Source organism: Actinomyces sp. 594 (assembly GCF_019325145.1).
GTDB lineage: Bacteria > Actinomycetota > Actinomycetes > Actinomycetales > Actinomycetaceae > Actinomyces.
In genome coordinates this window covers 153101-178582 of sequence record NZ_PIZC01000058.1, presented here as the reverse complement: position 1 = coordinate 178582, position 25482 = coordinate 153101, and the positions used below count along the sequence as shown (strand labels likewise).

Sequence of the window (25482 nt, the reverse complement as noted above, 5' to 3'; positions counted from 1 at the left end):
CCCCGTGCGGCCCTGCCTCGCCAGGGCCGCGCCCGCCAGGTATGTATCCACCACCTGCACCCGACGGCGCTTGCAGTCGCCCCCACCTGGGACGCCGATGAGCCTCCGCTGCCCTTCTCCGGTGCCGGTGACAGCCGGGTGGTCTCCTTCGAGCGGCTGGCCAATCGCCGCAATCGGGGGCTGCCCGTACACGGCGGTACGGATTCCGCCTCCCGTGCCGCCCAGCGCGTGGGTGTGATTGCTTGTACTCGTGCCCCCGGCCTCATAGAGCAGTTCGCGCGCACGGGCGCTGTGGTGGTCCTGAACCCGGAGCGCGACGGCATTGTCCGCGCCGCCGGCGACCTCGGTGTCGCCCAGGCCATTGTGCTGCCCTGCGATTCTCGGGCCGCTGCCAGTGCTCATGAAGCCGCCCGGTTCCTGGCCGCGCGCTCCGCGGTGTCCTCCGTGCGCGGTGCCGGGAGCGGCGAGGCCGCCCGCACAGTTCCGGATGGCGTGCGCCTGCTGGTGTGCGACACCGATGACGAGGCGCGGGTGCTGGCGGCAGCCGTCGCCGTCGCCGGACAGACCGAGAATGCTGAGCTCGGTGCGCTGGCCACCCGCACGGGAAGCGTGGCTGCCGGCGTGCGCACAACGGCCCTGACCGGATCGGAGGCCGAGGCGGACGCAGTCGCTGCCACCCTTACCGCCGTGCTGCGCCCAGACGATGAACTCGTCACCGTGATTCTCGGCCGTGAGGCCTTGCCCGATGTCGGCGCCATGGCGGCCGCCGCCGTGGTCCGCTACGCCGAGCAGCAGGGCCTGTTACCCGACACCATAGAGATCGTCATTCACGCGGGCGCCCAGGCCGCCCCCGACGTCCTCATCGCCATTGGGTGAGCCGGCGCCCATGACCCCCGAAGCCGGCAATCCTCCCGGGCGGCGTACCCCCCGCGGCGCCGTACCCCTGCTCGACCGCCCGCTGGACCGGCTCCTGGGAAAGGCAACCGCCGCCCAGCTCGCCAAGCAGGGGCTGAATACGCCCCGCGCCCTGCTGCGCCTGTATCCGCGCCGCTATGACATGTGGGGGGACCTGACCGACCTGCGCACCCTGAAGGACGGCGAGCAGGCCACCATTCAGGCGCAGGTGGTACGTGCGGCCTCGCGCCGCACCCGGGGCGGTAGGCCTCCTGCCCTGCTGGAGGCCACCGTCACCGACGGTAGCTCCAACATGGACCTGGTTATGTTCGGCAACCACGGCCAGATGCGGCAACGCGCCGAAAAGCTGGCCCCCGGCACCACCGTGCTGCTGCACGGCAGGGTCGGGCTCCACCACGGACGCAAGCAACTGGCCGGGTCCCGCTTCCAGGTCCTGGATGAGCTCGATGACGCCGAGCGTGAGGCGCTCCTGGCGCGGCCCATGCCGATTTATCCCGCCACCGAGTCCATGCCCTCCTGGATGGTGTCCCGAGCGGTACGCACCATACTGGAGCAAATAGGCCCCGAGGACGTGCCCGAGCCACTGCCCGAGCAGGTACTCGCCGCGGAGGGACTGATTGACGCCTACACCGCCTACAAGTGGGTGCACGCCCCTGAGGAGGCTGCTCAGTGGCGCGCCGCCCGCCGCCGCCTGCGCCACGAGGAGGCCCTGGTACTGCAGACCGCCCTCGTGCAGCGCCGCCTTCAGCACGCCGCTGAGCACACCTCCGTGGCGTGGCCGGTCCCCGGCAGTGACTCCCTGCTCGCTGACCTCGACGCCGCCCTGCCGTACTCCCTCACAGCCGGGCAGACACGCGTAGGTGCGCAGATCGCCGACGCCCTTGACTCCACCGCGCCAATGCAGCTTCTTCTTCAGGGGGACGTAGGCAGCGGCAAGACCCTGGTCGCACTGCGGGCCATGCTGCAAGTGGTAGGCGCCGGAGGACAGGCCGCCCTCCTGGCGCCCACGGAGATCCTGGCGGCCCAGCACCGGGCCTCCCTGGAGGCCCTGCTGGGCCCGCTTGCGCGCGCAGGCATGCTCGACGGCGGGCAGCGCGCCACCCGCGTCCGGCTGCTGACCGGCTCCACCCCGCCGGCGCAGCGCCGCCAGCTGCTGGCGGACCTGGCCGGCGGGGAGCCGAGCATCCTGGTGGGCACGCACGCCCTGCTGTCGCAGACGGTGCAGATCCCCCGCCTCGGGCTCATCGTCGTTGATGAGCAGCACCGCTTTGGCGTGGCCCAGCGTGACGCCCTGCGCGAGCGCGGCGGCGTTACTGATCCCACCACGCTCGCGCAGCGCACCCCGCATCTGCTGGTGATGACAGCCACACCCATTCCCCGAACCATTGCCATGACCGTGTTCGGAGACCTGGATACGGCGGTACTCGACGAGCTGCCCGCCGGCCGCAGCCCGATCACCACCCGGCTGGTGCCCTGGGAGCGTGAGTCCTGGGTGGAGCGTATCTGGCGGCGCGCAGCCGAGGAGGTGGCTGCAGGCGGGCGCGTGTATGTGGTGTGCCCGCGTATCGATGCCAACGACGCCGGGGCGGACCCGGAGGAACCGGACCCGCAGGCCACGGCGCTGCTGGACGAGGCCGGCGGCCTCCCGCCGGAGGAGGCCGCGGCACGGCCGCTCGCCGCCGTAGTCGACTGGGCACAGCGCCTGGCTGACGAGCCCGCGCTCGCGGGAGTGGGTATCGGCGCATTGACCGGCCGAATGACTGCGGCCGAGAAGGACACCGTCATGGCGGACTTCGCTTCCGGGCGCACCCCGGTGCTGGTCAGCACTACCGTGGTGGAGGTGGGCGTGGACGTGCCGGAGGCCTCGATGATGGTGATCCTGGACGCTGATCGCTTTGGCCTGTCGCAGCTGCATCAGCTGCGCGGGCGGGTGGGGCGTGGCGAGCGGGAGTCCGTATGCGTGGCGGTGACCGGGGTGCAGGTCGGCAGCCCGGCATACCACCGGCTGAAGGCATTCGGAGACATCACTGACGGTTTCCGCCTGGCGGAGGCGGACCTGGAGTTGCGTAGCGAGGGCAATGTGCTAGGTGCTGCCCAGTCGGGGCGGCGTAGCGACCTGGACCTGCTGCGCGTCTCCCGTGATGGCGCGCTCATCGCGCGGGCGCGGGCGCAGGCGGAGGCGGTCATCGCTGCCGACCCGACCCTGGCCGAGCATCGGGACCTGGCCGCCGCCATCGCCGACCGGCTGGACGAGGAGGCTGGCGCCTACCTGGAGCGGTCCTGACACGCTGGCGCGCACCGGTGCGGGGTCGGCGGGCCGAATCGTCCCGGCCCGCGGCGCGGGCGGGCCGATCAGTGCCCGGCCGACCCCGCGTCGGCCGAGGCGCCGTCGTCGGAAGTGCCGTCGTCTTCGGGCTCGGCGAACCAGAGCGTGGTCTCCCCGTATTTTCGCTCGGAGAAGCAGCGCAGCCCCGCGGGCCAGGACGGCTCGGGGGAGCGCGAGGAACGCTCGACCACGACCACCGCGTCCGGTGCCAGCCAGGGGTCCTGGTGGCGGGGGAGCGGGGCCAGCATGGCGGCCAGGGCGGCCTCGTCGACGTCATAGGGCGGGTCTAGCATCACCAGGTCCACGGGTGCGCCCGCGGGACCGGCCAGGAAGGCCTCCACCTTCGCGGTGGCGCTGCGCACGCCGCGCAGGCCGAGGGCGCGGATGTTGGCGTCGCACACGCGGGTGGCGCGGCGGGAGGCATCCACAAGGGTCACGTCCGTGGCACCGCGGCTGGCCGCCTCCAGGCCGAGTGCGCCCGAGCCGGCGCACAGGTCCAGCACGCGCGCATCGGCGACCACCCCGTAGTGCTCGAGCCGGCCGAACAGGGCCTCGCGCACCCGCTCGGAAGTCGGGCGGGTGCCGGCTGCGGGCACCTCGATCCGGCGCCCACCGGCGCTCCCGGCCACAATCCTGGTCATGGGGCGAGCCTAGAGGACTGATCCCCGAGACGCGGACCGAGAGGGAACGGTGCCGGGCCGGCTCCGCACCGCCGCAGTCGAGGGCGGAGCAGGGCGCCGCACGCTTAGCCGAATGTCTGAAGGTAGGGATCCGCGTGATTCTGCGGTTTGTCTGCCGGGTCAGGAGTGACGGGAAGTCTCCTGCGTGCGCCGGTCGCCTCGGCGCACGCAGGAGCGTCCACACCCGTTCACCCTCAATTCAGCGATTCCGCGTAGTTCCAATGAAAAGCTTTAAAATGGTGGGCTGCTAGCGGAGGCCTGAGCGTGCGGGGCAACCGTTACCGCCCCGCGGTTCCGGCTGACGCGTAGCTATCGACCTCGACCCGTCACTACTACCGGCCCGGGTGTGGGGCTGAGGGCGTGCGCTGCGTGCCGGCGAATGGCTCCAGTACCACTAGGCTTGGGGCGGATACGCGAACGCCGGGGTGACACCGGAGACACTCCGTTGGGATCGGGAGGAAGACACATGCCGCGCACCGTCATCGGAGCCGCTGACTTCGATCAGGGCATGCAGCCCGAGGCCGGGGCGGGCGGCCGGACCATGCACCCCTGGCTGCTCCCCACCGTGCCCGGGCCCGGCCGCGGCCGCCACTTGCCGCCGCGCGCCTGGGTCGCGCCCGAGAGTACGAGCGCCCCGAGCCTCTCCCTCAACGGCACCTGGGCCTTCCGCCTGTACCCGCAGGCGCACCCCGAGGGCTTGGACGAGCATGGCGAACCCATTGTCCCGGTCTTTGACACCGCCGACGCCTCCCTTGGCCCCTGGGGCGAGATCGACCTGCCCGCCCACTGGGTGCTCACCGGCGACGGCAAGCGCGGCCTGCCCTGGTACACCAACGTCCAGTACCCCATCCCCGTGGACCCGCCGTACGTGCCCGATGAGAATCCCACCGCGGACCACGTGCGCACCTTCACCCTCCCCGCCGACTGGCCCCTGGAACAGGGAGGCGCCCGCCAGGTGCTACGCCTGGACGGGGCGGAGTCCTTCGCCTCCGTGTGGCTCAACGGCACCTGGGTCGGCACCACCCAGGGTTCGCGCCTGCCCTCCGAGCTGGACGTGACCGGCCTGCTGCGAGCGGGGGAGAACACCGTGGCCGTTCGCGTATCCCAGTGGTCCCCCGCCACCTACGTGGAGGACCAGGACCAGTGGTGGCTGCCCGGCGTCTTCCGTGACATCACCCTGCTGCACCGGCCCGCCGGGAGGGTCGAGGACGTATTCACTCGCACTGACTACGACCCCGCCACCGGCACCGGCTTCCTTGAGGTCGACGTGGCCGCCCCGCCCGCCGCCTTCCCGGTGCGGGTTGAGCTTCCCGAACTAGGCCTGGCCGCCGAGCTGGCCGCTCCCGGCACGGCCCGCCTGACCGCGCCCGCGGCCCAGCCCTGGAGCGCGGAGGTGCCGCGCCTGTACGACCTGGTGCTCACCGCCCGGGAGGAGACCGTGCGCCTGCACGCCGGCTTCCGCCGCCTGGAGGTCATCGACGGCCAGGTACGCGTCAACGGGGCCCGCCTGATCATCGCCGGCGTCAACCGCCACGAGGTCAACGCCCACCGCGGCCGCGTCTTCGACGAGGCCTGGGCGCGCGCCGACCTGGCGGCCATGAAGGCCCACAATGTCAACGCCATCCGCACCTCCCACTACCCGCCCCACCCGCGCCTGCTCGACCTGGCCGACGAGATCGGCCTGTGGGTCATGGACGAGTGCGACCTGGAGACCCACGGCTTCGAGGCGCACGGCTGGCGGGGCAACCCCACCGATGATCCGGCTTGGCGAGAAGCCCTGATGGACCGTGCTCGCCGCATGGTTGAGCGCGACAAAAACCACCCGGCGATCATCTTCTGGTCTCTGGGCAATGAGTCCGGCACCGGGCGCAACCTGGCTGCGATGAGCCAGTGGATCAAGCACCGCGACCCCGGCCGCCTGATCCACTACGAGGCCGACTTCGCCGGTGCCTACACCGACGTCCACTCGCGCATGTACCCGACCCTGGAGGAGGTCGAGGCCATCGTCGGGTGCGGGGCGGAGACCACCGGCGCCGACCGCGCCGCTCCCGCCAGTACGCCGGTCGCCGTAACCGGACATGCCGCGGCGAGCCTGACACCCGCCCAGAATGCGCGCGTGCGCACCCTGCCGTTCATCATGTGCGAGTACCTGCACGCCATGGGCACCGGCCCCGGCGGCATCGACGACTACACTGCGCAGGTCGAGCCCAATCCCCGGCACCTGGGCGGATTCGTGTGGGAGTGGCGCGATCACGCCCTGGTCGACCCGCGCCCCGAGGCGGCCGGTGCGCTGCGCTACGGCGGCGACTTCGGCGAGGTCGTGCACGACGGCAACTTCGTGTGCGACGGGCTCGTCTCCGCCGACACCGTTCCCAGTGCCGGCACTACCGCCTGGGCCAATGCGGTCGCCCCGGTCCTGGCGACCTGGGGCGGTGACGCCGCGAGCCCGCGCCGGGACGCCGGCACGGTGCGGGTGCGCAACCGCTTCCATGCGCGCACCACTTCCGGACTTACGCTCGCCTGGCAGGTGACCGTGGCCGCCGCCGACGGTGCGGCCGCGGCCGGGACCGCGTCTGCCCCAGCGGCTCTGGCCGCCGGGGCGCCGGCTCCCGATGCCGCCGCCCACAGCGATGTGCTCGGTAGGCTCACTGCTTTCGGGGGAGCCGCCACCGGAGAGTCCCCGCTGCCCGAGCTCGCTGCTGGGGAGGACGCGGTGCTGGACGTGCCCGAGCTGGCGGCCGCCGTCGACCGCGCCTGCGCAGCAGGCCGTAGCGTCCACGTGCTCACCGCCGTGCTGGACCCGCTCATCCCAGGAGTAGCCGACACCGGGCCCCGCCAGGTCAACCCGGCCGACAGCGCCCCGCTGCTGCCCCAGGTGGCGTGCGCCGATGCCGCCGGGCGCCGAGTCGTGTCCACCCGGGAGGTGGAGGTTGCGGCCCCATCGACTGTCCCCACACCGACCGGGCCCGCATCAACGAATGCGCCCGCAGGCGACCACGCCGGGGCCGCGAGTGCCGCGGGCCCGGGAACGGCCACTCTTGGCGCGGCGCCGGTCCGGGTACGCGGCGGCATCAAGCTGGGAGCCGCCCTACTGGACGACCGCGGCCGACTCAGCGAGTTGGGCGGGATCGGCTTCGTCGGCCCGCTGACGACCGTCTGGCGCGCCCCCACTGACAACGACGAAGGGCACGGTCCCATCGACTACTGGCACGTACCACCGAGCCACACCAACCTCGGTGCGGGCGCCGGCCGCCCCGGCCCCTCCGCGGCCGACCGCTGGCGCCAGGCCCGCCTGCACCTGATGAGCGAGCGGCACGTGGCCACCGCCGTCGAGGGCGGCGCCGTCGTTGTGCGCACCCAATGCGGCGCGCCCCAGCAGGCGTGGGCCCTGGAGACCACCACCACGCTGACCGCCGAAGCCGGTGGACTGCGGTTGCGCACCGAGATCATCCCCACCGGGGACCTGCCCGCCGTGCTGCCCCGCCTGGGGGTGCGGCTGGGGCTGCCCGCTGGCCTGAACCGCGTCACCTGGTCCGGCATCGGTCCTGCCCCCGCCTACGCGGACCTTTCCGGGGCCGTGCGCCACGGCGCCTTCACCGGCGACGTGTCCATGCTGTGGCAGCAGCCGGTACGCCCCCAGGAGGGCGGCACCCGCCCCGGCCTGCGCCGCCTGCAACTCGGTGGCGACGCCGGACGTCTGACCGTCGCGATCCCGCCCGCGGCCCCGGTCGCCTTCTCCCTGAGCCCGTGGAGCCTGAATAACCTCACCGCCGCCGAGCACGCGGAGGAACTGCACCCGGACACCCACCTGTGGCTGCACCTGGATGCCCTGCACCACGGCATCGGCACGCGCTCCTGCGGCCCGGACGTGCGCCCGGAGGCCGCCGCTGCGCCCCGGCCGGTAGTCGTGGAGGCCTGGCTCGGCGTGCAGCCCGCCTGATGTCGTCATGTGGGCTGGCGCCGAGCCGTGCCGATGCGTCGGCGCGGGCGGGGCGCACGGCCGACCGGGCCGCCTCGCTTGCGGCCTCTTCGGTGGAGCCCTCTCGGTGGCGGGCCGGCGGCCACCGGTTGAGCACACTCGTCGTCCCTGTTTCGGCGCGCGTCCCCACCCGCTCGGGACCGTTCCGCTAGCCTCGCGGCGTGACGCTCGCGGTGTACCCCGGAACCTTTGACCCGATCACCCTCGGGCACGTCGACGTCGTGCGGCGCGCCGCTAGCCTGTTTGACCGGGTCATCCTCGGCGTTGCCCACAATGCGGCCAAGGACGCCTCCCGCCTGTTCGGTATTGAGGAGCGGGTGGCGCTGGCCCGGGCCGCACTGGCTGGTATTCCGGGGGCGGAGGTCGCCGTCGTCCCCGGCCTGCTCGCTGACTTCTGTGCGCAGCGGGGTGCAGACGCCATAGTCAAGGGCCTGCGCAACGGAAGCGACTTTGACGCCGAGGTGCCCATGGCTCTGCTCAACCGGGAGCTTGGCGCCCCCGAGACCTTCTTCCTGGCCGCTGCGCCCACACACGCCCACGTGTCCTCCTCGCTGGTGAAGGATATCGCCCGCCACGGCGGGGACGTGTCGGCTCTCGTGCCCGACGGCGTCGCCGCCGCCCTGGCTCGCGCTCTGCCCGCCCGGTCGCCGGGTCTCGTGGCGGAGACTCGCCCGACCACCGTCAGCGCCGACCCCGAAACCCTGTTGAACTGAAGGACGACTAACTGTGACTACCCGCGCCGATGCCGGAGACGACCTGCTACGCATCCTCGACGAGCTTGACGAGCTCGTCTCCACCGCACGCTCGCTGCCTATGAGCACTTCCGCGATCGTAAGCCGCCAGGACGTGCTCGAGCTGGTTGACCGCGCGCGCCAGGCCGTCCCCACCGCGGTGCACCGGGCGGAGGAGATCGTCGCGGACGCAGACGCGGTCCTCGCGCAGGGCCGCGAGGAGTCCCAGCGGATCCTCGCCCACGCCCAGGAGGAGGCGGAACGGCTGGTTGCCGGAGAGAACATCGTGCGCATGGCCAATGACCGCGCCGATGCCATCATCTCTGCCGCGGAGGAGCGCGCTAAACGGCTGCGGCACGGCGCTGATGACTACTCCGACCGCTCCCTGGCCGCACTGCAGTCGGAGCTCGACAAGCTCTCCGAACAGGTGCAGGCCGGCCGTGAGGCACTGGCCGCCCGCCTGGGGACCGCCGCAGACGAGGCGGCCGACGCCGAGCGTGAGCGCCAGGACGCCGCCCGACACTTCGCCGGCTGGTCCGTGGACCCGGCGGCCACCAGTAACTGGATGAAGGGCGGGCGCTAGGCTGTTACTCCCCTTCGCGGGTAGATTCGCCCCCGCAGTCGTACCGGGGTGCCCCGACCGCCGCAGCGATCCGCGTCCCGAAACCTTCCAGGAGGAGCACCAATGGCCAGCACGGCCGGACTCGTCGTAGACATCGTCGACCTGCCGCAGCAGGTCGGCACAATTAAGAACGTCCATCTGAACACCACTGCGCCGGCTGATCTGGGCGCTGAGATGATCGGCGCCCAGGAGGGCAGCCCCCTGACTGTGGACGCTGAACTGACCAGCTTGGATAATGGCGTACTGGTCCGCGGGAACGCCGAAATCCACTTGCGAGGTCAATGCGTGCGCTGCCTGCGCGATATTGCGGAGGACACGACCATCTCCTTCGATGAGCTCTACTTCACCCCAGAGGCGGCCCGCGCGCAGGCCGCGGAGGGCGATGAGGAGGCCGACGAGTTGTTCCTCGTGGGTGACGCCACTTTGGACCTGGAGCCAGCCCTGCGTGATGCACTTGTGCTCGCCCTGCCCTTCCAGCCGCTGTGCCGCCCGGATTGCGCCGGGTTGTGCTCGCAGTGCGGCGAGCGGCTGGATGACCTGCCCGCAGGTCACCACCACGAGCAGCTGGATCCCCGCTGGTCGGCGCTGGCCGCCCTGCTACCCGAGGCGCAGAGCAGTGCCTCCGCGGATGCCGGTGCTGCGGATGATTCGAAGGACCCGGACGCGCCGCACGATCAGGAGCAGCGCTGATGGGCTCACGGCGTAGGAAACGGCGTAACGAGTCAGCGGCGCGCGAGGACGTGGAGGCGCTCGTCTTCCGCTGGGGCGAGCGCATCGACCCGGATCTGCTCGACTTGGCGCTCACGCACCGGTCCTGGGCCCATGAGCACGGCAGTCCACCCACGAATGAGCGGCTGGAATTCTTGGGCGACTCGGTGCTCGGCATCATCGTCACCGAGAATCTCTATAACGCCCACCCGAACCTGCCTGAGGGGCAGCTGGCCAAGATGCGTGCCGCCACCGTGTCCGAGCCCGCGCTGGCGGCAGTCGCCCGGGACCTGGGCCTGGGCGAGTTCATCAAACTCGGCCGGGGTGAGGCCCTGTCCGGTGGCCGCGACAAGGACTCCATCCTGTCCGACACGGTTGAGGCCCTCATCGGCGCCACCTACCTGACCACCGGCCTGGAGCCGGTACGCGCCGTAGTAGAGCGCCTGGTGTCCCGTTTTCTCGACGACGCCTCAATGCTGGGCGCGGGCCTTGACTGGAAGACCAGCCTGCAGGAACTCGCCGCCGTCCACGGCCTGGGTAATCCCGTCTACGAGGTCACGGCTACCGGCCCCGACCACCGTCGCGTGTTCTCCGCCAGCGCCGCCGTTGAGGGCCGGGTGCGCGGGGAGGGGACCGGGACCTCCAAGAAGATTGCGGAGCACGCCGCGGCTGAGGCCGCCTACGCGGCTATTCTCGCTTCCCACGGCGATGGGGGATTGCACCTGCCTGGGGTCAATGAGGCATTACGCGCCGACCTGGGCGCGGAACCGGCCGGAGGCCCGCACGCGGCAGGTGCGGCGGAAACTGCACCGGTGCCGGCGCTTGAGTCCTTGCCGGATGAGGCTGCACCTGAGCCCGCGGCAGGCTGAGCTGGGCGGGACCAATGCCTGAGCTGCCTGAGGTTGAAACTGTCCGAGCGGGTCTGGCCCGTCATCTGACCGGACGGGTGGTGGAGCGCGTGGAGGTACTGGACCCGCGGCCGCTGCGGCGGCAGCGGGGTGGTGCGGAAGCCTTCGTGCAGCTGCTGGCAGGGCGTTCCTTCAGCGCCGCGGTACGCCGGGGCAAGTTCCTCTGGCTGCCGCTGGACGACGGTGCCGCACTAGTCGCCCACCTGGGAATGAGTGGGCAGCTGCTAGTCAGCGGCACCGCGTCCGGCCGGGAATCGGCCCAGGCGGGTGCGGAGGCCTCGCAGGCGTTCCTGGGCGACCCGGACGCGTCCCGTGTAGACCTGACTGCTACGCGTGCCCCGCAGCCAGTGGAGGACTCGGGCGCTCGCCCGCGCCACTTGCGGGTGCGCCTCCACCTGCGTCCCGTTCCCAGTGATGCGCCAGGCGGCGCCGTGCTAGACCTGGTTGACCAGCGCATGTTCGGCGGGCTGCGTATAAGCGACATGGTCCCAACCGCGGATGGTGCGCCGGGCGGCGCGGGCAGCTCAGCCCCGCTCATCCCCAGCGATGTCACTCACATTGCCCGTGACCTGCTTGACCCGCATCTGGACCGGCGCGCCGTCATCGCCAAGATCCGCGGATCCGCCAGGGCGGTTAAGACCCTGCTGATGGACCAGGGTGTGGTCTCCGGCATCGGCAATATCTACGCGGACGAGGGACTGTGGGCCGCCCGGGTGCACGGCCTGCGGCCGGGCAGGGCGCTGGGCCCGCGGGTGACGGCAAGGCTGCTGGACGCCACCGCCGAGGTCATGGGAAGGGCCTTGGCGGTGGGTGGAACCAGCTTCGATGCCCTGTACGTGGATGCCGACGGCGCCGCCGGCTTCTTCGCCCGTTCGCTGGCCGTATACGGGCGCGCCGGACAGGAGTGCCGACGCTGCGGCACGCCCCTGCGCACCGAGACGGTCGGGGGCCGCAGCCATGTGTACTGCCCCAGGTGCCAGAGACGGCCGCGGCAGGCACAGCACTGAGACGGGGCCGCCCGGCTCCGGTCGACTGTGACGTAGGTCCCCGCTGCTGATAGGCTCTGGTGTATGCAGAGTGCTTCCGCGACTGAAACGGTCCGCGTCATGATCGTGGACGATCATGAGATCGTCCGTCGAGGCATCGCCGAGATCATCGAGCGCGCTGACGGCCTTGACGTGGTCGCTGAAGCCGGCTCAAAGGCGGAGGCGATCCGCCGCGCCGAGCTCATGCGCCCGGATGTGGTGCTGGTGGACCTGCAGCTGCCGGATGGCACCGGCATCGAGCTCATGCAGGCTCTGCGCGAGTCGGTGCCGGAGGCACTGCCAATCGTGCTGACCTCATTCGATGATGATGAGGCCCTGGCGGAGTCACTCGACGCCGGCGCCCGGGCCTACCTGCTCAAGACTGTGCATGGTGCGGAGATCAGCGACGTAGTGCGGGCGGTGGCCTCCGGGAGAGTGCTGTTGGATGAGCGTACTGTGACTCGCCGTCGAGCCGATCATGACGACCCCACCGCAGATCTGACCAATGCGGAGCGCAAGGTGCTCGAACTGATCGGTGACGGCCTGTCCAACCGCGAGATCGGCGAGCGCCTTGGAGTGGCGGAGAAGACGGTGAAGAATCACATCACCTCGCTGCTGGCCAAGATGGGGCTGCAAAGGCGTACCCAGGTGGCCGCGTGGGTCGCCGGCCAGCGGGCTTCCGGCTGGCGCCGCAATTAATGATCCCAGAGCGATTCACCGGCGATTCGGAGTAACGGCCGTACGCGGCGCCAATCCCGGCGCCCTCATTGGCCCGCTGCGCCCCAGCGCCGCCCAGGGTGCCCGGGCAGTGGCCGCCTCAGGTCCGCGAGACGTCTGCATGAGCTCCTCCGATCCCGGCTGCGGGCGGGATCAGCTGTTTGGAATCAGGCCGGGAACCATACGCGGCCGTTCTAGCGGCACTCTCCAGGTGAAGCAGGTGCCGCGCCTCTCACCATCGGAGCGCGCACGCGGGCCGATTACGAAGCTGCCGCCGTGGCGACGCGCCCGCTCTGCCATATTCGCGGTCCCCGAGCGGCGGGTGACGGCGGGATCGACGCCGACGCCGTCGTCTCGGCAGACCACCTCCACCACCGGTGCACCCCGGAAGGGCTCGGCGTCACCCGAAGCGGCGCCGTCCTGGCCGGCGGGCGGCTGCGACGCAAGCAGGCCCTCTACCTTGACGTCAACCGTAACTGAGGATGCCTTGGCGTGCCGGGCCACATTCGACAACCCCTCCCGCACCACGGCGACGATGTCATCGGCGATATCGGGCTCAACCGCCGCGTCGATCACACCGATTAGCTCGTCCTCCCGCTCACGCCCCGCCTGCGCCAGGCCGTGGCCGTCCACGGTGAGGATCAAGGAGGGGGCATAGCCCAGGGACGTGCGGGCCAGCGAGGCCTCCCGGCGCAGCCTCTCCACCACGCTGACGTCCTCATCACGGTCCCGCAGGGAACGCACGATCGAGCGGATCTGCCGCACCGAGTCGTCCACCGCCGCCAGTGACGCATCCAGTGCCTGACAGGCGACTGACATATCCGTGCCCGCCGCGGAGCCCTCCCGGTCGAGCCGGTCACGCGCAGCCGACAACTGCATGCCGGTGGCGAACAGCTGCTGGATGGCCAAGTCGTGCAGGTCGCGGCCGATGCGGGCCCGTTCATCCAGCAGGGTCGCCATCTCCTCCGCATGCTGGGCGTCGGCCAGCTCAAAGGCGACCGTGGCCTGCCCCGCCACCAGTTCGGCGATCTCCAGGTCCTGCTGGGTGAAGCGTTCGGCGCCCTGCGCCCGCAGCAGCAGCATTACCCCTACGCCGCGGCCCCGGTGGATCATGGGTGCATACAGTGCCGGCCCGAACTGGGCGAGCTCCTGCACCAGCAGGTCGGAGGCACCCCAGGCGTCAGCCAGCGAGTCCTCGATCAGTCCGGTGCGGCGTGCCAAGGTCTTAAGGGCCCGTCCCTCGGGCGGAAAGAACGTGCCCACCAGCTCATCGGCATGATCGCCATCCGCGATCTCGCAGATCCACGTGTCACCCACACTGGGCAGCACCAGGGCGGAGGTGTCCGCGTGGGCGACCTCCCGCACCCTGCGTGCAATCAGGGTAAGTACGTCCTCCTCGTCCGCGCCGGAGAGAAGCATTGTGGTCAGCTCCTGCGAAACAGCCATCCACTGCTCCCGGTCCCGGGCTTCCCGGTACAGGCGCGCGTTCTCCAGCGCCACGGCCGCGGCCTCCGCCAACGTCAGCACCGCAGTGACATCCGCCTCCGTGAATCCTCCTCGCTTGTCGCACAGGTAGAGACGTCCGTAAATCTGTCCGCGTACGCGCAGTGGGGCGGAAAGGATCGCACCACAGGGCTCACCGTCGCCGGGAGTGTTGCGCAGCACCACCCCCGAGTCCTCCGGGCCGGCCCCCGGGGCGCCGACGAGCATGGTCGCCAACTCGTCGGCGGAGGCTGTGGCTGTGCCGGTGGTCAGGGATGCGGCCGTTAAGGGATCGACCGATGCCGGGGCGGCGATCGTTCCCCATCCGGCTCCGGTAAGCGCACAGGCGGAGTCCACGAGCCGGTTCAGCGCCTCCGGTACCTTCAGTGAGCTCGTCAGACGGAGGGCGGCTCGGAACAGGCGCACGGTGCTGCCCGTTGGTGCGTCGTGGATGTCGCTATAGGCGGGGTTGCCGGGGTATGAAGGTGCTTCAGCCATGTTTCTCGCGCTCCTGCTTAAGGGACCAGCGATATGCGGGATCGGACGCCGCGAGGCTCGCGTGGGTGCCGCGGCGCGTCACCGTCGCGGGGGCGCCGCGCGGGGAACCATCGGCATCGTCCGTGTGGTGTGGGTCGTTGGCGTCCTGTGGAGCGCCCAGGACCAGTACCTCGTCGGCGTCCGCCAGGGCAGACAGACGGTGGGTTACCAACAATACGCCGCGGGCATCGGCGGCGGGGTTGGTCGTGTCACCGCCCGAGGCTTCCACACCGGTGGTGGGGGCGTCTGTAGCGCCGGCGTGCAGCAGGTCCCCGACCAGGCGGTCGGCGGTGGCGGCATCCAGGTGCTCGCCGGGCTCGTCCAGCAGCATCAGCAGCGCGGGCGCGGCCAGGGCGCGAGCCAGCAGCAGGCGGCGCCGCTCGCCGCCGGAAACGGCCGTCGCATCCGCCCCCAGGCGCGTGTCCAGCCCATCGGGAAGACGGGCCAACCAGTCACCCAGCCCGGCCCGTGCCAGCAGGGTGACAGCCCGCTCGCGGGTAAGTGCGCCGTCGGCCACGCGCAGGTTCTCCAGCACCGTGGTGTCGAATACATGCGCGTCCTCCGCAGTCAGGCTCACGCGCCCGGCAGCCTCCGCCCGATCCGCACTCCACGGCGGCGCCCCATCCAGGGTCAGCTCTCCTCCCCGCGGCTCCAGCAGGCCGGCAAGGGTTAGCAGCAGCGTGGTCTTGCCGACGCCGGAGGGGCCCACGATGGCCAGGCGCCGCCTCGGCGTCAGGTCCAGGTCGACGCCGGAGACGACAACCGGTCCGCCCGGCCAGCCGACCGCCAAGTCACGCGCACGCAGGTGCGGACCGGAGGTGCTCGCGGCGGGCAGTGGGCGCGGCGTGGGCACGTGGGCGGCGGAGGCGGCGGCGTCTTCGAGCAGGGCCATGATGCGTACGGCTGCGCCCGCCGAGGTCACCAACTGGACAGACGCGGGGCCCAGGGCGGCCGAGGCCTCGAAGGCGCTCAGCGGCACCAGCACGATCACCGCCAGCCACACCGGGGCCAGGCGCCCGTCGGATACGGCTTGGGCGCCCACGAGTATGTTGCCGAGCACGGCCAGACCCATGGCGGTGGTGTCGATGACGGCGGCCAGGGCGGCGGGCCGGGCCGCCCGGTCACGGGTGGCGGCCAGGTGGTCCTCCAAGCCGGCCAGGTCGCTCATGGTGCGTGGCATGCGTCCGGAGACGCGCAGCTCGTCGGCACCGTCGAGCAGGTTCACGACGGCGGCCGACAGGTCGGTGGCCTGCTCCTGGCGTGCCAGCTCGGCGGCGCGCGCCGAGCGGATCGTCATCAGGGGCCCGGCGACGCCCGAGAGCAGCAGGCAGACCGCCAGGATCGCGCCCGCCGGCGGATACACGAGGGCCAGTCCCAGGCTGGCGGCCAGACCCAGGGCGGCGGCCACCGCGATCGGCAGCAGTGAGCGCACCACCAGGTCCCCAACGGCGTCCACGTCGGCGCCCACACGCGCCAGCACGTCCCCGCGGCGCAGCCCCGCAACCGTGTCCGTGCGGGCGCCGGCCAGAGTCTCATACAGCCGGGTGCGCAGCGCGCTCATGCCCCGCAGTGCCGTGTCGTGGGACAGCAGGCGCTCGCAGTAGCGCAGCACGGAGCGCGAGATTCCGAATAGGCGCACCGCTACCGGAGCCACCCCGAGAGCCACCACCTCCGGGGTCTGTGAGGCGCGGGCGATCAGCCAGGCGGCGACGGCGGACAGGCTTACTGCGCTGGCCAGCCCCAGCGAGCCGACGATTACGGATGCGGTGAATCGGGCGCCGCTCAGGTCGAGTAGATCCACGGCGCGGCGCAGGGCACTCCGCTCGGAGGCAGTCAACGCGGCACTCACCGGTCGCCTCCTGAGAATACGAGCATGTCCATTGGATCGGTGTCTGGATCGGTGTCCCCGGTAGCGGCGTCACTGGGTCCGGCGTGGCTGGCCTCTGGGACGAGCACGTCCCCGGTGGCGGGCCGGGAAGTTACCTCGATCACGTCGTCGGCCAGGGAGACGAGCGCCGCCCGGTGTGCGATCACCACGACGGTGCGGCCTGCCGCGCGTAGAGCGGCTACGGCATCGAGCACCCGCGCCTGGCTGGCGGCGTCGAGATGGGCGGTGGGCTCGTCGAGCAGCACCAGGGGGGCGTCGGTGACCAGGGCGCGGGTGAGAGCCAGTCGCTGGCGCTGTCCGACCGACAGTCCCACGCCGCCCTGGCCTACGCGCGTGTGCCAGCCTGCGGGCAGACCGGCGACGACCTCGTCGAATCCGGTGGCCGCGGCGGCATCCGCCAGGGCGGGCGGGACGGGGACGGCGTCCGCCGGGGCGTGCCCGCCGGCATCGGCCGGGGCTGGGGTGTCGGCGTCGGTTAGGGACTGGCCGAGGACGTTTTCCAGCAGCGTGCCGGGCACGATCACGGGGCGCTGCGGCACCCAGGTGATCTGCTCCCACCAGGAGGCGGAGGCGACGTCGGCCAGGTCCACTCCTGAGTCCGCGGCGGTGACCACCCGTACCCGACCCCGGTCGGGGGGTAGCAGTCCGAGTAGCAGCCCGGCGGTGGTGGTCTTGCCGGCACCGGAGGCTCCAGTCAGGGCCACCACCCGGCCGGGGCGGATTGTTGCCGTGAGGTCGGCGGGTGCCCAGGCGCCGCGGGCGGCCACGGAAACCTGCTCAAACTCGATGCGGGATGTGCACAGGTCGGGGGCGGGGGTGGTGCCCGGCGTCGGCGCGGGCTCCTCAAGCACCGCGAAGACCGCCTCGGCGGCGGCCACCCCATTGGCAGAGGCATGGAACTGGAAGCCGACCTGCCGCAACGGCTGGTAGACCTCCGGGGTGATCATGATGACCAGCAGGCCGGTGGCCAGGTCCATGCGCCCGTACAGCAGCCGGAAGCCCACCTCCACGGCGACGATTGCCACCGACAGGGTGGTGATGAACTCCAGCACCGCACCGGACAGGAAGGCCACCCGCAGCGTGGACATGGTGGTGGCGTTGTAAGCGCGGCCGAGTTCGCGCACCCGCCGGGCGGGGCCGGCCTGACGGCCCAGCGCCTTGAGGGTGGGCAGGCCCGCCAGCAGGTCCAGCAGTTGGCTGCCCAGGCGCTCCATGGTGCGCAGTCGGGCCTCGGAATGGGTCTGGGTGAGGCGGCCGATTAGGATCATGAATATCGGGATCAGCGGGATGGTGCAGGCCACTGCGATCGCGGAGGGCAGGTCTTGGGTGAGTAGCACCAGGCCGGTGGCCGGGGTGACAGTGGCCGCCAGCAGCAGCTGCGGCAGGTAGCGGGTGAAGTAGGGCTCGAGGTCGTCCAGGCCGCGCGTGAGGAGGGTGGCGGTGTCCGCGCCGTGGACGGCCCGCCAGCGCGGCCCAAGAGTGGCGGCGCGCTGCAGCACTTGGCGGCGCAGGTCGGTGGTGACGTCGGTGGCCGCCCGGTGGGCGCGCGACTCCTGCACGTACAGGACCAGTGCCCGGGCCGCTACCACCCCGGCCAGCGCCGCTATCGCGGGCCGCACGGTGCTAGCGGCGGCGGTGCCGGTGATGACCGGGGAGATGGCGTGGGCGATGAGGTACGCCTGGGCGATGACAAGCAGCGCGGTCAGCGCGCCCGTCACCGTTGTCGTGGCGATGTAGCGCCGAGCCGCGGCTGCGTAGCGCATGAGTCGGGGGTCCAACGGCTTCACCCAAACAGCATAGTGCCGCAGTGGGACCGTGGTCCCGGGAGTGGGTTCTTGATGGGGATTGGGGGTGGTGGGGCGCCGTCGCGCTCACAGCCTCGGCCTCAGCATTATTCGCTTGTATGTCAGGAGGCCGAAGTCGCATAACGGTGAGGAGTCAGCCGGCTGCATCCGGATGGCTCCCCGAGGCAGGCGGTTCAGTGTTTGCCGCACGCTTTGAAGCAGCCAGCACCAGATACCGGCAGCGGTGCTGAATCCGTACCCCACGCCGATGGGGAGGGGCAGGCCGACACAGCGTTCGTCGCCGTCGTCTGGCCCCGTCTGCCGGCGTAGAAGTACATTTGGGATGTGGCTAGCTGGGATGAGTTGACCGATGAATTGATCGCCGTCGTTGCTGATTGTCGGGGCGCGGACTCCGAGGACGCCCGCAACCTGAACCTGATATGCGAAGGCGACGTGGGGGCTGCATGCGAATGCGCGATCTCAACAATCGCCTGGTACGGCATCATCGTCCCGGAACGGATCATCGAGATGACCCGCGAGCTGTGCGCAGATGCTCGCGACTTCACCGAGTACAACGAGCTCATGGAGTCCCAGGAGGAGGCCCGCAGGGCTGTGGGCCCGCCAACGTCGGAGGGCTGAGTGCGTCTGCTCCGCTAATTAGCGGTCTGCTGAATGGCTGTGGGCCGTTCAGCGAACCTTGAACTGGCGTACCCAACGGTGAAGTGGCGTAGTAGACGGCGTCGTCGGGCCACGGGCGAGCGTCGGCCCGCCTCGGTGAGCGCCTCAGTGATCGGCGGGCGCGGGCTGGGCGTTGTCGCGCACACGTGTGGGGTGCAGTCCACCGGCGTCGGGGTCGATCCGTTCGGCGTTGATGCGCGCGGAGAAAGTCCGGTACCCCCAGATCGTGTAGAAGAGCACCACCGGCAGGAAGACGACTGCGGCAACCGTCATGATCGCCAGGGTGGCGTCGGCGGAGGCGGCCTGCGCGATGGTCAGTGAGTAAGCGGGGTCGATCGAGGAGCGCATGACGTCGGGCGTCATGGCCGTGAAGATGAGCGCCCCGACTCCAGCGATACCGGCGAAGTGCAGGCCGAAGGCAAGCCCCTGCCGACCGCGGAACGAGGCCACCAGGGAACCGACGAGCGCCAACGCCGCCACTACCAGTGGCAGCCAGACCCAGGCGGTGGCCGAGTAACTGGTCGCCCACGCGCCCCACACGGCCGCGACCGCCGTCGAGGCGACCCCGCAGCGACTGGCGAAGGCACCCGCCCGCACGGACAGGTCGCCGGCCGTCTTCAGCGCGGTGAACAGGGCTCCGTGAGTGAGGAACAGCAGGCAGGTGGCTGCGCCGCCCAGCAGCGTGAAGGGCGTGAGCAGGCTGAAGAACCCTCCGGTGAGCAGGTGGGAGGCGCCGAGGATCAGCGCGTCGGCAGGCACTTCACCGGCCGGCACGGGCGCGCCGGTGGCGGTGTCGACCACCTCGATCTCCATGCCCTGCACCATGTTCGCGAAGGCCGCACCCCACAGGATCGAGGGCAGCCAGGCGGCAATGGTGTGCGCCCAGTCCCACCGGTCGCGCCAGGTCTGATCGTTGATCCGGCCGCGCCACTCGATGGCGCACACGCGCACGATCAGGCACAGCAGGATCAGGAACAGCACTAGGTAGGCGCCGGAGAACAGGGTGCCGTACCACTCGGGGAAGGCGGCGAAGGTGGCGCCGCCGGCGGTCAGCAGCCACACCTCGTTGCCGTCCCAGTGGGGGCCGATGGCGCGCACCATGGCGCGCCGCTCCCGCTCGTCACGGCCGAGGATCTTCAGCAGCATGCCCACGCCGAAGTCGAAGCCCTCCAAGGTCAGGTAGCCGACCCAGAGGATCGCAATGAGGATGAACCAGAGGACGGAGAGTGTCACGGTGGGCTCCACGGGTTAGTCGGATTGTGCGTTGGTTGGTGGCAGAGTCGGCGGGCAATGGCGTCGGCCGCCGCAGGCCTTGGCAGCGGCTGGGGTGCGCATCGGTCACGGGACTAGTACTGGAACGACAGCAGCGTCTCGGCGTCGTCGGCCGGGCGCCCGGCAGCGTCTTCGACGACGTCGGGCACCTGGGTGCGCACGCCCTCGCGAACGTAGCGGCGCAGCAGCAGGAACCACACGACGCCGAGGGCGGCATACAACAGCGTGAAGCCGATCAGCGACGCCAGCACGGTGCCGGGGGAGACGACCGTGGAGACGCCGTCGGCGGTGAGCATATAGACCTGGGAGACGGGATCGGCAAGGTTAGGCACCACCACCCAGGGCTGCCGCCCCATCTCGGTCATGATCCAACCGAACGAGGCGGCGACGAAGGGCAGCCACATGCTCCACAGGGCGATCTTGCCCAACAGCGGGGAGTCGACCAGGCGGTCGCGGCGCGTCAGCCACAGGGCGACGACGCCGATGGCGACGGCGAGCATGCCCAGGCCGATCATCAGGCGGAAGGACCAGAAGGTGATCATCTCGTTGGGGGTGTAGTCCACGCCGTCGCCGTAGCGCTCCGCGTAAAGCTCCTGGGCGTCGTTAAGACCCATGATCTCGGCGTTCGGATCGTTGGTGGCCATGAAGGAGTACACATAGGGGACGGTGATCAGATGCTTGGCGGTGCCGTCGGCGCAGGAGCCGAAGGCGGCCACGGTGAAGCCGGCGCCGGACTCGGTCTCGCACAGCATCTCGGCCGCCGCCATCTTGGCCGGCTGCTCCTCGGCCACAATCTGCCCCTGGATGTGGCCGGAGCCGGCGGTCAAAATGCCGGCGATGACCATGGTCACCGCACCGAAGCGCGTCATGCGGCGCCACAGGTGTCTGGCCTCGAAGTCCTGCCCGGCCCGCGTGGCCTTGATCATCCACCACGCGGACACTCCCAGGATGAGCGTGCCCGCCACCAGGAAGGCCGAGGCCAGCACGTGCGCCACGGTGACCCACAGGATCTTGTTGCCCAGCACCTCGAAGAACCCGCCGACACCGTCCAGCTCCGCCCGACCGGTGTCCGGGTTGACGACGGCGCCCACCGGGTGCTGCATCCAGGAGTTGGCGGCGAGGATGAAGAAGGCGGAGAGGTTGGTGCCCAGGGCGACCATCCAGATGCACAGGTTGTGCAACTTGGGGGACAGGCGGTCGCGACCGAAGATCCACAGGCCCAGGAAGGTGGACTCCATGAAGAATGCCAGCAGCGCCTCGAAGGCCAGCGGAGCCCCGAAGATGTTGCCGACGAACCGGGAGTACTCCGACCAGTTCATGCCGAACTGGAACTCCTGCACGATGCCGGTGGCCACGCCGAGCGCGAAGTTGATCAGCAGAAGGTTGCCGAAGAACCGGGTGGCCGTCCGCCACTGCTCGTTGCCGGTGCGCAGGTGGAGCGTCTCCATGAGCGCGACCAGCGGAGACAGGCCGATTGTGAGCGGTACCAGGATGAAGTGGTAGACGGTGGTGATGCCGAACTGCCATCGAGCCACGTCGAGGGAGTCGAGCGCCATGGGTGCGAGGCTCATCTGCGCCGCCTTTCGCGAGGACCACGGGAAATATAAGAGGAACCTTATAGGGGCTCCCCGGGAGATAGGTCAAGTATAGGGTGACGGTGTGTCGCGAAAAGATACGACTCGTTGCACGGCTGTGCGTCGGCCTGGGATGGAGCGGTCGGTTGTCAGAATTGGTGACAAACGCGCGCCCCGACGTCCCGGCTCGAATCTGAAACCGCGTGATTTCGACGTTTTGGTGATGGCGCGTCGGCGGCGCGGGTGCGTTTGTCACCGTTTGTGACAGTGCTGGGGTGGCGTGCGCCGGTTGGCCTGTCCGCCGTGGGCGAGACGACGGCGCTACCTGTGCGACGGTGGCCCGGCCGGCTTGCACCTGTGGGATACTGCCCCTGGCACCGGCGGTCCCGTACCGGCAGTCGGTGTCCGACCCTCGGCCGAGACCGCCCGGAAGAATTGCGCCGCCCAGAGCGCCGCCGCACTTCCGCAATGTGCGAGTTCCGCCGCAGGCCGGCGCCACAAGGCGCACATGTAGGCTTTTAGCTCCCCGCCAGGGGAGCGCGACCGCGCCATGGCGCCGCGGGTACGGCGGAGCCATAGTGCCCGAAAGTGCAGATAGACCCATGTCACCCTCGTCTTCGCGCTCACACGACGCACACGCTCAGGGCTCCGAGGAGACAAGCACCCCCAAGCGCCCGGCTCGCCGGCACCGTCGAGTCACCGCCGCCGTAACCACGCCCGAGACCGCTCCCGACGCGCCGAGCAGGGTCTCCGACGTCGCAGACGCCGAGGCGCAGGCGGCTGTGCCGCAGGCAGAGGGTGTCGAAGCCGCTGACTCCGACGCGTCCGTGGGAACGCCCGCGGAATACGACGCCCCGGCGGTCGACTCCGCCGACTCCGCCGATGATGCTGCGCAGGCGGAAGCCCCCGATGCCGCGGAGAGCGAAGGCGCCGATGCCGTACAAGCAGAAGATGCAGAAGATGCCGAGGCCCCCGAGACCGAGGGCAGCGAGGTCGATGGCGCCGACGACGAGGCCGAGGACGCGGCAGACCCTGACCCTGAGTCCGACTCGGCCTCCGAACCCGAGTCTGAGGCAGACGCCGGAGCGTCCGCGTCGGTGCTGGAGGAGGACTTGCCGGAGCCGGAGGAGCCGCAGCTACCCGCCGCATCGCTCCTGTTCCAGGCCCCTGATCCGGCGCTGGCCCGGCGGCGCCGCAAGGTGAGGGTCGCCGCGACCACCCCGGCCCAGGCCCAGCCGGCGGAGCCGAGCGCCGAAACCGCCTCGCGCCGGGACCAGGACGCCCCGGCCGTCAAGTCCGGCGCCGCCGCCTCGGCCGGCGCTGACTCCGGTGATGCCGACGCCGCAGATTCCGGCGAGGCCGTTGCCGGTACCCGCGCTGGTGGCGGGCGTCGGCGGCGTCGTCGCGCGACCGCCGCCTCCACCGCGCCCGAGCACGTGGAAGAGACCTCCCCCGCCAGGCGCCGCAGCCGCAACGCCGACCCGGCCCGCGATACCGACGCCGAAGAGGCCGCATCCTCCCAGCCCGCCCCGACCGAGGGCGCGGAGGGCGAAGAAACCACTGAGGCCGCCGAGAACAACAAGGACGCCTCCACCGGCCGCCGCAAGCGCCGCCGCGGCGGACGTGGGCGGCGCGCCCGCTCCCGCGCCGAAGGGCGGGGTACCACGACCGAGAGCGCCGACGACGCAGACGAGGTCGGCGAGGTGGCCGCCGACGTCGCAGACAGCGCGCCCGCCGACCAGGCCTCCGCCGAGACACCGGAGGAGAGCGCCGGCAGCTCGCGCCGTCGGCGTCGTCGCTCGCGTAGCCGCTCCGACGCCTCCCGGGACGAGATCACCGCGCTCAAGGGCTCCACCCGCCTGGAGGCCAAGCGTCAGCGCCGCCGTGAGGGACGTGCTGCCGGCCGGCGTCGGCCCATCATCACTGAGGCCGAGTTCCTTGCCCGCCGCGAGAGCGTCGACCGGCAGATGGTGGTGCGCGAGCAGGACGGCCTGAACCAGATCGCGGTGCTCGAGGACGGGTTGCTGGTGGAGCACTACGTGGCCCGCCACACCCAGGCCTCGCTGGTGGGCAATGTCTACGTCGGGCGCGTGCAGAACGTGCTGCCGTCCATGGAGGCTGCTTTCGTGGACATCGGCAAGGGCCGCAACGCCGTCCTGTACGCCGGCGAGGTCAACTGGGACGCCGCCGGCATGGAGGGCAAGCCGCGCCGCATCGAGGACGCGCTGTCCAGTGGGGACGCGGTCCTGGTGCAGGTCACCAAGGACCCCATCGGTCACAAGGGTGCGCGGCTGACCAGCCAGATCACCCTCGCCGGCCGCTACCTGGTGCTGGTGCCCGGCGGCACCATGACCGGCATCTCCCGCAAGCTCCCCGACGCCGAGCGCAACCGGTTGAAGAAGATCCTCAAGCGGATCGTCCCGGACGACGCCGGCGTGATCGTCCGCACCGCCGCCGAGGGCGCGGGGGAGGAGCAGCTCGCTGACGACGTGAAGCGACTCGTGGCTCAGTGGGAGAGCATCGACAAGAAGTCCTCCCAGGTGCTCAAGGGCTCCGGGAAGGCGCCCATGCTGCTGAAGGAGGAGCCCGAGCTGGCCGTGCGCGTGGTGCGCGACGTCTTCAACGAGGACTTCCGCAAGCTGATCGTGCAGGGCCCCGACGCCTGGAAGACCATCTCCAACTACGTGTCCGACCTCAGCCCCGAGCTGACCGACCGGTTGGAGCACTGGGTCAGCCCGGAGGACGTGTTCACCGCGCACCGCATCGACGAGCAGCTCGCCAAGGGCTTTGACCGCAAGGTCTGGCTGCCCAGCGGTGGCACGCTGATCATCGACCGCACCGAGGCCATGACCGTGATCGACGTCAACACCGGGCGCTTTACCGGGGGTGCGGACGGCACCCTGGAGGAGACCATCACCCGCAACAACCTGGAGGCGGCCGAGGAGATCGTGCGCCAGCTGCGGCTGCGCGACATCGGCGGCATGGTGGTGATCGACTTCGTGGACATGGTGCTGGAGTCCAACCGCGACCTGGTGCTGCGCCGGCTGGTGGAGTGCCTGGGGCGCGACCGCACCCGCCACCAGGTAACGGAGGTCACCTCCCTGGGGCTGGTGCAGATGACCCGCAAGCGCGTCGGGCAGGGGCTGGTGGAGGCCTTCTCCACGCCCTGCGAGTGCTGCGGCGGGCGCGGCTTCATCGTCCACGAGCACCCGGTGGAGAACCAGGCGGTGGACATGTCCGCCTCCGCCTCGCGCGGCGCCGGCTCCGGGCGGGGCCGCCGCGGCCGCGACGACGACGGCGCGAAGTCCGAGGGGAAGTCCGCCAAGGGAGCGGGCAAGTTGGCCAAGTCCTCCGGCAGGTCGGGACGGTCTGGGGGACGCGGCAAGTCCGCGGCTGCGGACGGGGACCGGGATGATGCCGCTCGCTCGGCCGTGCGCGGTGCGCTGGCGCAGATCGCGGCGGCTTCCGAGCATGCGCACGAGCACGACTCGGACACGGATGGCGGCGCTGCCCCCGACTCCGCCGACGCGGGCGAGTGAATGGCTGGGGCGGTGGCCGCTGCGTGAGCAGCGGTCGCCGTTCCGGCGCGGCGGACGCCCGGCACCCGCGGGGCGCGCCCCGCGAGCTGTGAGGTGCGGAAGAACACAGGTCTCGCA

General features: G+C 70.9%; 16 protein-coding genes and 1 pseudogene. 11 read left to right on the top strand and 6 right to left on the bottom strand.

Annotated elements, in window-relative coordinates:
• Both GZ998_RS10630 and GZ998_RS10625 read left to right on the top strand, forming a co-directional pair.
• Positions 1 to 876 (top strand): annotated as a pseudogene (locus GZ998_RS10630) (glycerol kinase); the annotation flags it as partial.
• An 82-nt stretch (positions 877 to 958) separates the two neighbouring features.
• Positions 959 to 3199 carry an ATP-dependent DNA helicase RecG gene (locus GZ998_RS10625; RefSeq protein ID WP_219109819.1) on the top strand — a complete coding sequence of 747 codons (2241 nt, stop codon included), beginning with the start codon at positions 959 to 961 and terminating at the stop codon, positions 3197 to 3199.
• 68 nt (positions 3200 to 3267) lie between these two features.
• On the opposite strand, the gene rsmD is transcribed toward GZ998_RS10625, so the two are convergent.
• Entirely contained in the window at positions 3268 to 3882 is a 615-nt protein-coding gene (gene rsmD, locus GZ998_RS10620) for a 16S rRNA (guanine(966)-N(2))-methyltransferase RsmD (protein WP_219109807.1), read from the bottom strand.
• A gap of 505 nt (positions 3883 to 4387) precedes the next feature.
• Here rsmD and GZ998_RS10615 point away from each other — a divergent pair.
• The 7 genes from GZ998_RS10615 (at position 4388) to GZ998_RS10585 (ending at position 12593) form a co-directional block, all read left to right on the top strand.
• Positions 4388 to 7861: a glycoside hydrolase family 2 TIM barrel-domain containing protein gene (locus GZ998_RS10615; protein ID WP_219109806.1), complete on the top strand. Its 3474-nt coding sequence runs from the start codon at positions 4388 to 4390 to the stop codon at positions 7859 to 7861.
• A 200-nt stretch (positions 7862 to 8061) separates the two neighbouring features.
• The gene (gene coaD, locus GZ998_RS10610; RefSeq protein ID WP_161923777.1) at positions 8062 to 8613 is read left to right on the top strand and encodes a pantetheine-phosphate adenylyltransferase; all 552 of its coding nucleotides are present in this window, start codon (positions 8062 to 8064) and stop codon (positions 8611 to 8613) included.
• 13 nt (positions 8614 to 8626) lie between these two features.
• The gene (locus GZ998_RS10605; RefSeq protein WP_161923778.1) at positions 8627 to 9214 is read left to right on the top strand and encodes an ATP synthase F0 subunit B; all 588 of its coding nucleotides are present in this window, start codon (positions 8627 to 8629) and stop codon (positions 9212 to 9214) included.
• Between the two features lie 102 nt (positions 9215 to 9316).
• Complete coding sequence (locus GZ998_RS10600; protein WP_162679505.1) at positions 9317 to 9943, top strand: DUF177 domain-containing protein; 627 nt, start codon at positions 9317 to 9319, stop codon at positions 9941 to 9943.
• A complete protein-coding gene (rnc, locus tag GZ998_RS10595; RefSeq protein WP_161923779.1) occupies positions 9943 to 10830 on the top strand; it encodes a ribonuclease III in 888 nt (295 codons plus the stop codon). Before GZ998_RS10600 ends, rnc begins: the two co-directional genes overlap by 1 nt.
• A gap of 14 nt (positions 10831 to 10844) precedes the next feature.
• The gene (mutM, locus tag GZ998_RS10590) at positions 10845 to 11876 is read left to right on the top strand and encodes a bifunctional DNA-formamidopyrimidine glycosylase/DNA-(apurinic or apyrimidinic site) lyase (RefSeq protein WP_219109805.1); all 1032 of its coding nucleotides are present in this window, start codon (positions 10845 to 10847) and stop codon (positions 11874 to 11876) included.
• A 63-nt stretch (positions 11877 to 11939) separates the two neighbouring features.
• The gene (locus GZ998_RS10585; RefSeq protein ID WP_161923780.1) at positions 11940 to 12593 is read left to right on the top strand and encodes a response regulator transcription factor; all 654 of its coding nucleotides are present in this window, start codon (positions 11940 to 11942) and stop codon (positions 12591 to 12593) included.
• 171 nt (positions 12594 to 12764) lie between these two features.
• Here GZ998_RS10585 and GZ998_RS10580 read toward each other — a convergent pair whose 3' ends face one another.
• From GZ998_RS10580 to cydD, 3 genes are read right to left on the bottom strand one after another with little or no spacing between them, the layout of a single operon-like run.
• Entirely contained in the window at positions 12765 to 14591 is a 1827-nt protein-coding gene (locus GZ998_RS10580; protein WP_161923781.1) for a GAF domain-containing sensor histidine kinase, read from the bottom strand.
• A complete protein-coding gene (gene cydC / locus GZ998_RS10575; RefSeq protein ID WP_219109804.1) occupies positions 14584 to 16479 on the bottom strand; it encodes a thiol reductant ABC exporter subunit CydC in 1896 nt (631 codons plus the stop codon). The genes GZ998_RS10580 and cydC overlap by 8 nt, the downstream gene beginning before the upstream one ends.
• Entirely contained in the window at positions 16476 to 18305 is a 1830-nt protein-coding gene (gene cydD / locus GZ998_RS10570) for a thiol reductant ABC exporter subunit CydD (protein WP_219109803.1), read from the bottom strand. The genes cydC and cydD overlap by 4 nt, the downstream gene beginning before the upstream one ends.
• Positions 18306 to 18647: 342 nt before the next feature.
• Here cydD and GZ998_RS10565 point away from each other — a divergent pair, with 342 nt between their 5' ends.
• Positions 18648 to 18941 (top strand): hypothetical protein, encoded by a 294-nt coding sequence (locus GZ998_RS10565; RefSeq protein WP_162679508.1) that lies wholly within the window; start codon positions 18648 to 18650, stop codon positions 18939 to 18941.
• Between the two features lie 144 nt (positions 18942 to 19085).
• Here the strand turns inward: GZ998_RS10565 and cydB are convergent, their stop codons facing one another.
• Together cydB and GZ998_RS10555 are read right to left on the bottom strand one after the other, a co-directional pair.
• Positions 19086 to 20213 (bottom strand): cytochrome d ubiquinol oxidase subunit II, encoded by a 1128-nt coding sequence (gene cydB / locus GZ998_RS10560; RefSeq protein WP_219109802.1) that lies wholly within the window; start codon positions 20211 to 20213, stop codon positions 19086 to 19088.
• A 113-nt stretch (positions 20214 to 20326) separates the two neighbouring features.
• Complete coding sequence (locus GZ998_RS10555; protein WP_219109801.1) at positions 20327 to 21823, bottom strand: cytochrome ubiquinol oxidase subunit I; 1497 nt, start codon at positions 21821 to 21823, stop codon at positions 20327 to 20329.
• Between the two features lie 605 nt (positions 21824 to 22428).
• On the opposite strand from GZ998_RS10555, the gene GZ998_RS10550 reads away from it, so the two are divergent.
• The gene (locus GZ998_RS10550) at positions 22429 to 25365 is read left to right on the top strand and encodes an Rne/Rng family ribonuclease (RefSeq protein WP_219109800.1); all 2937 of its coding nucleotides are present in this window, start codon (positions 22429 to 22431) and stop codon (positions 25363 to 25365) included.
• Positions 25366 to 25482 lie beyond the last annotated feature (117 nt).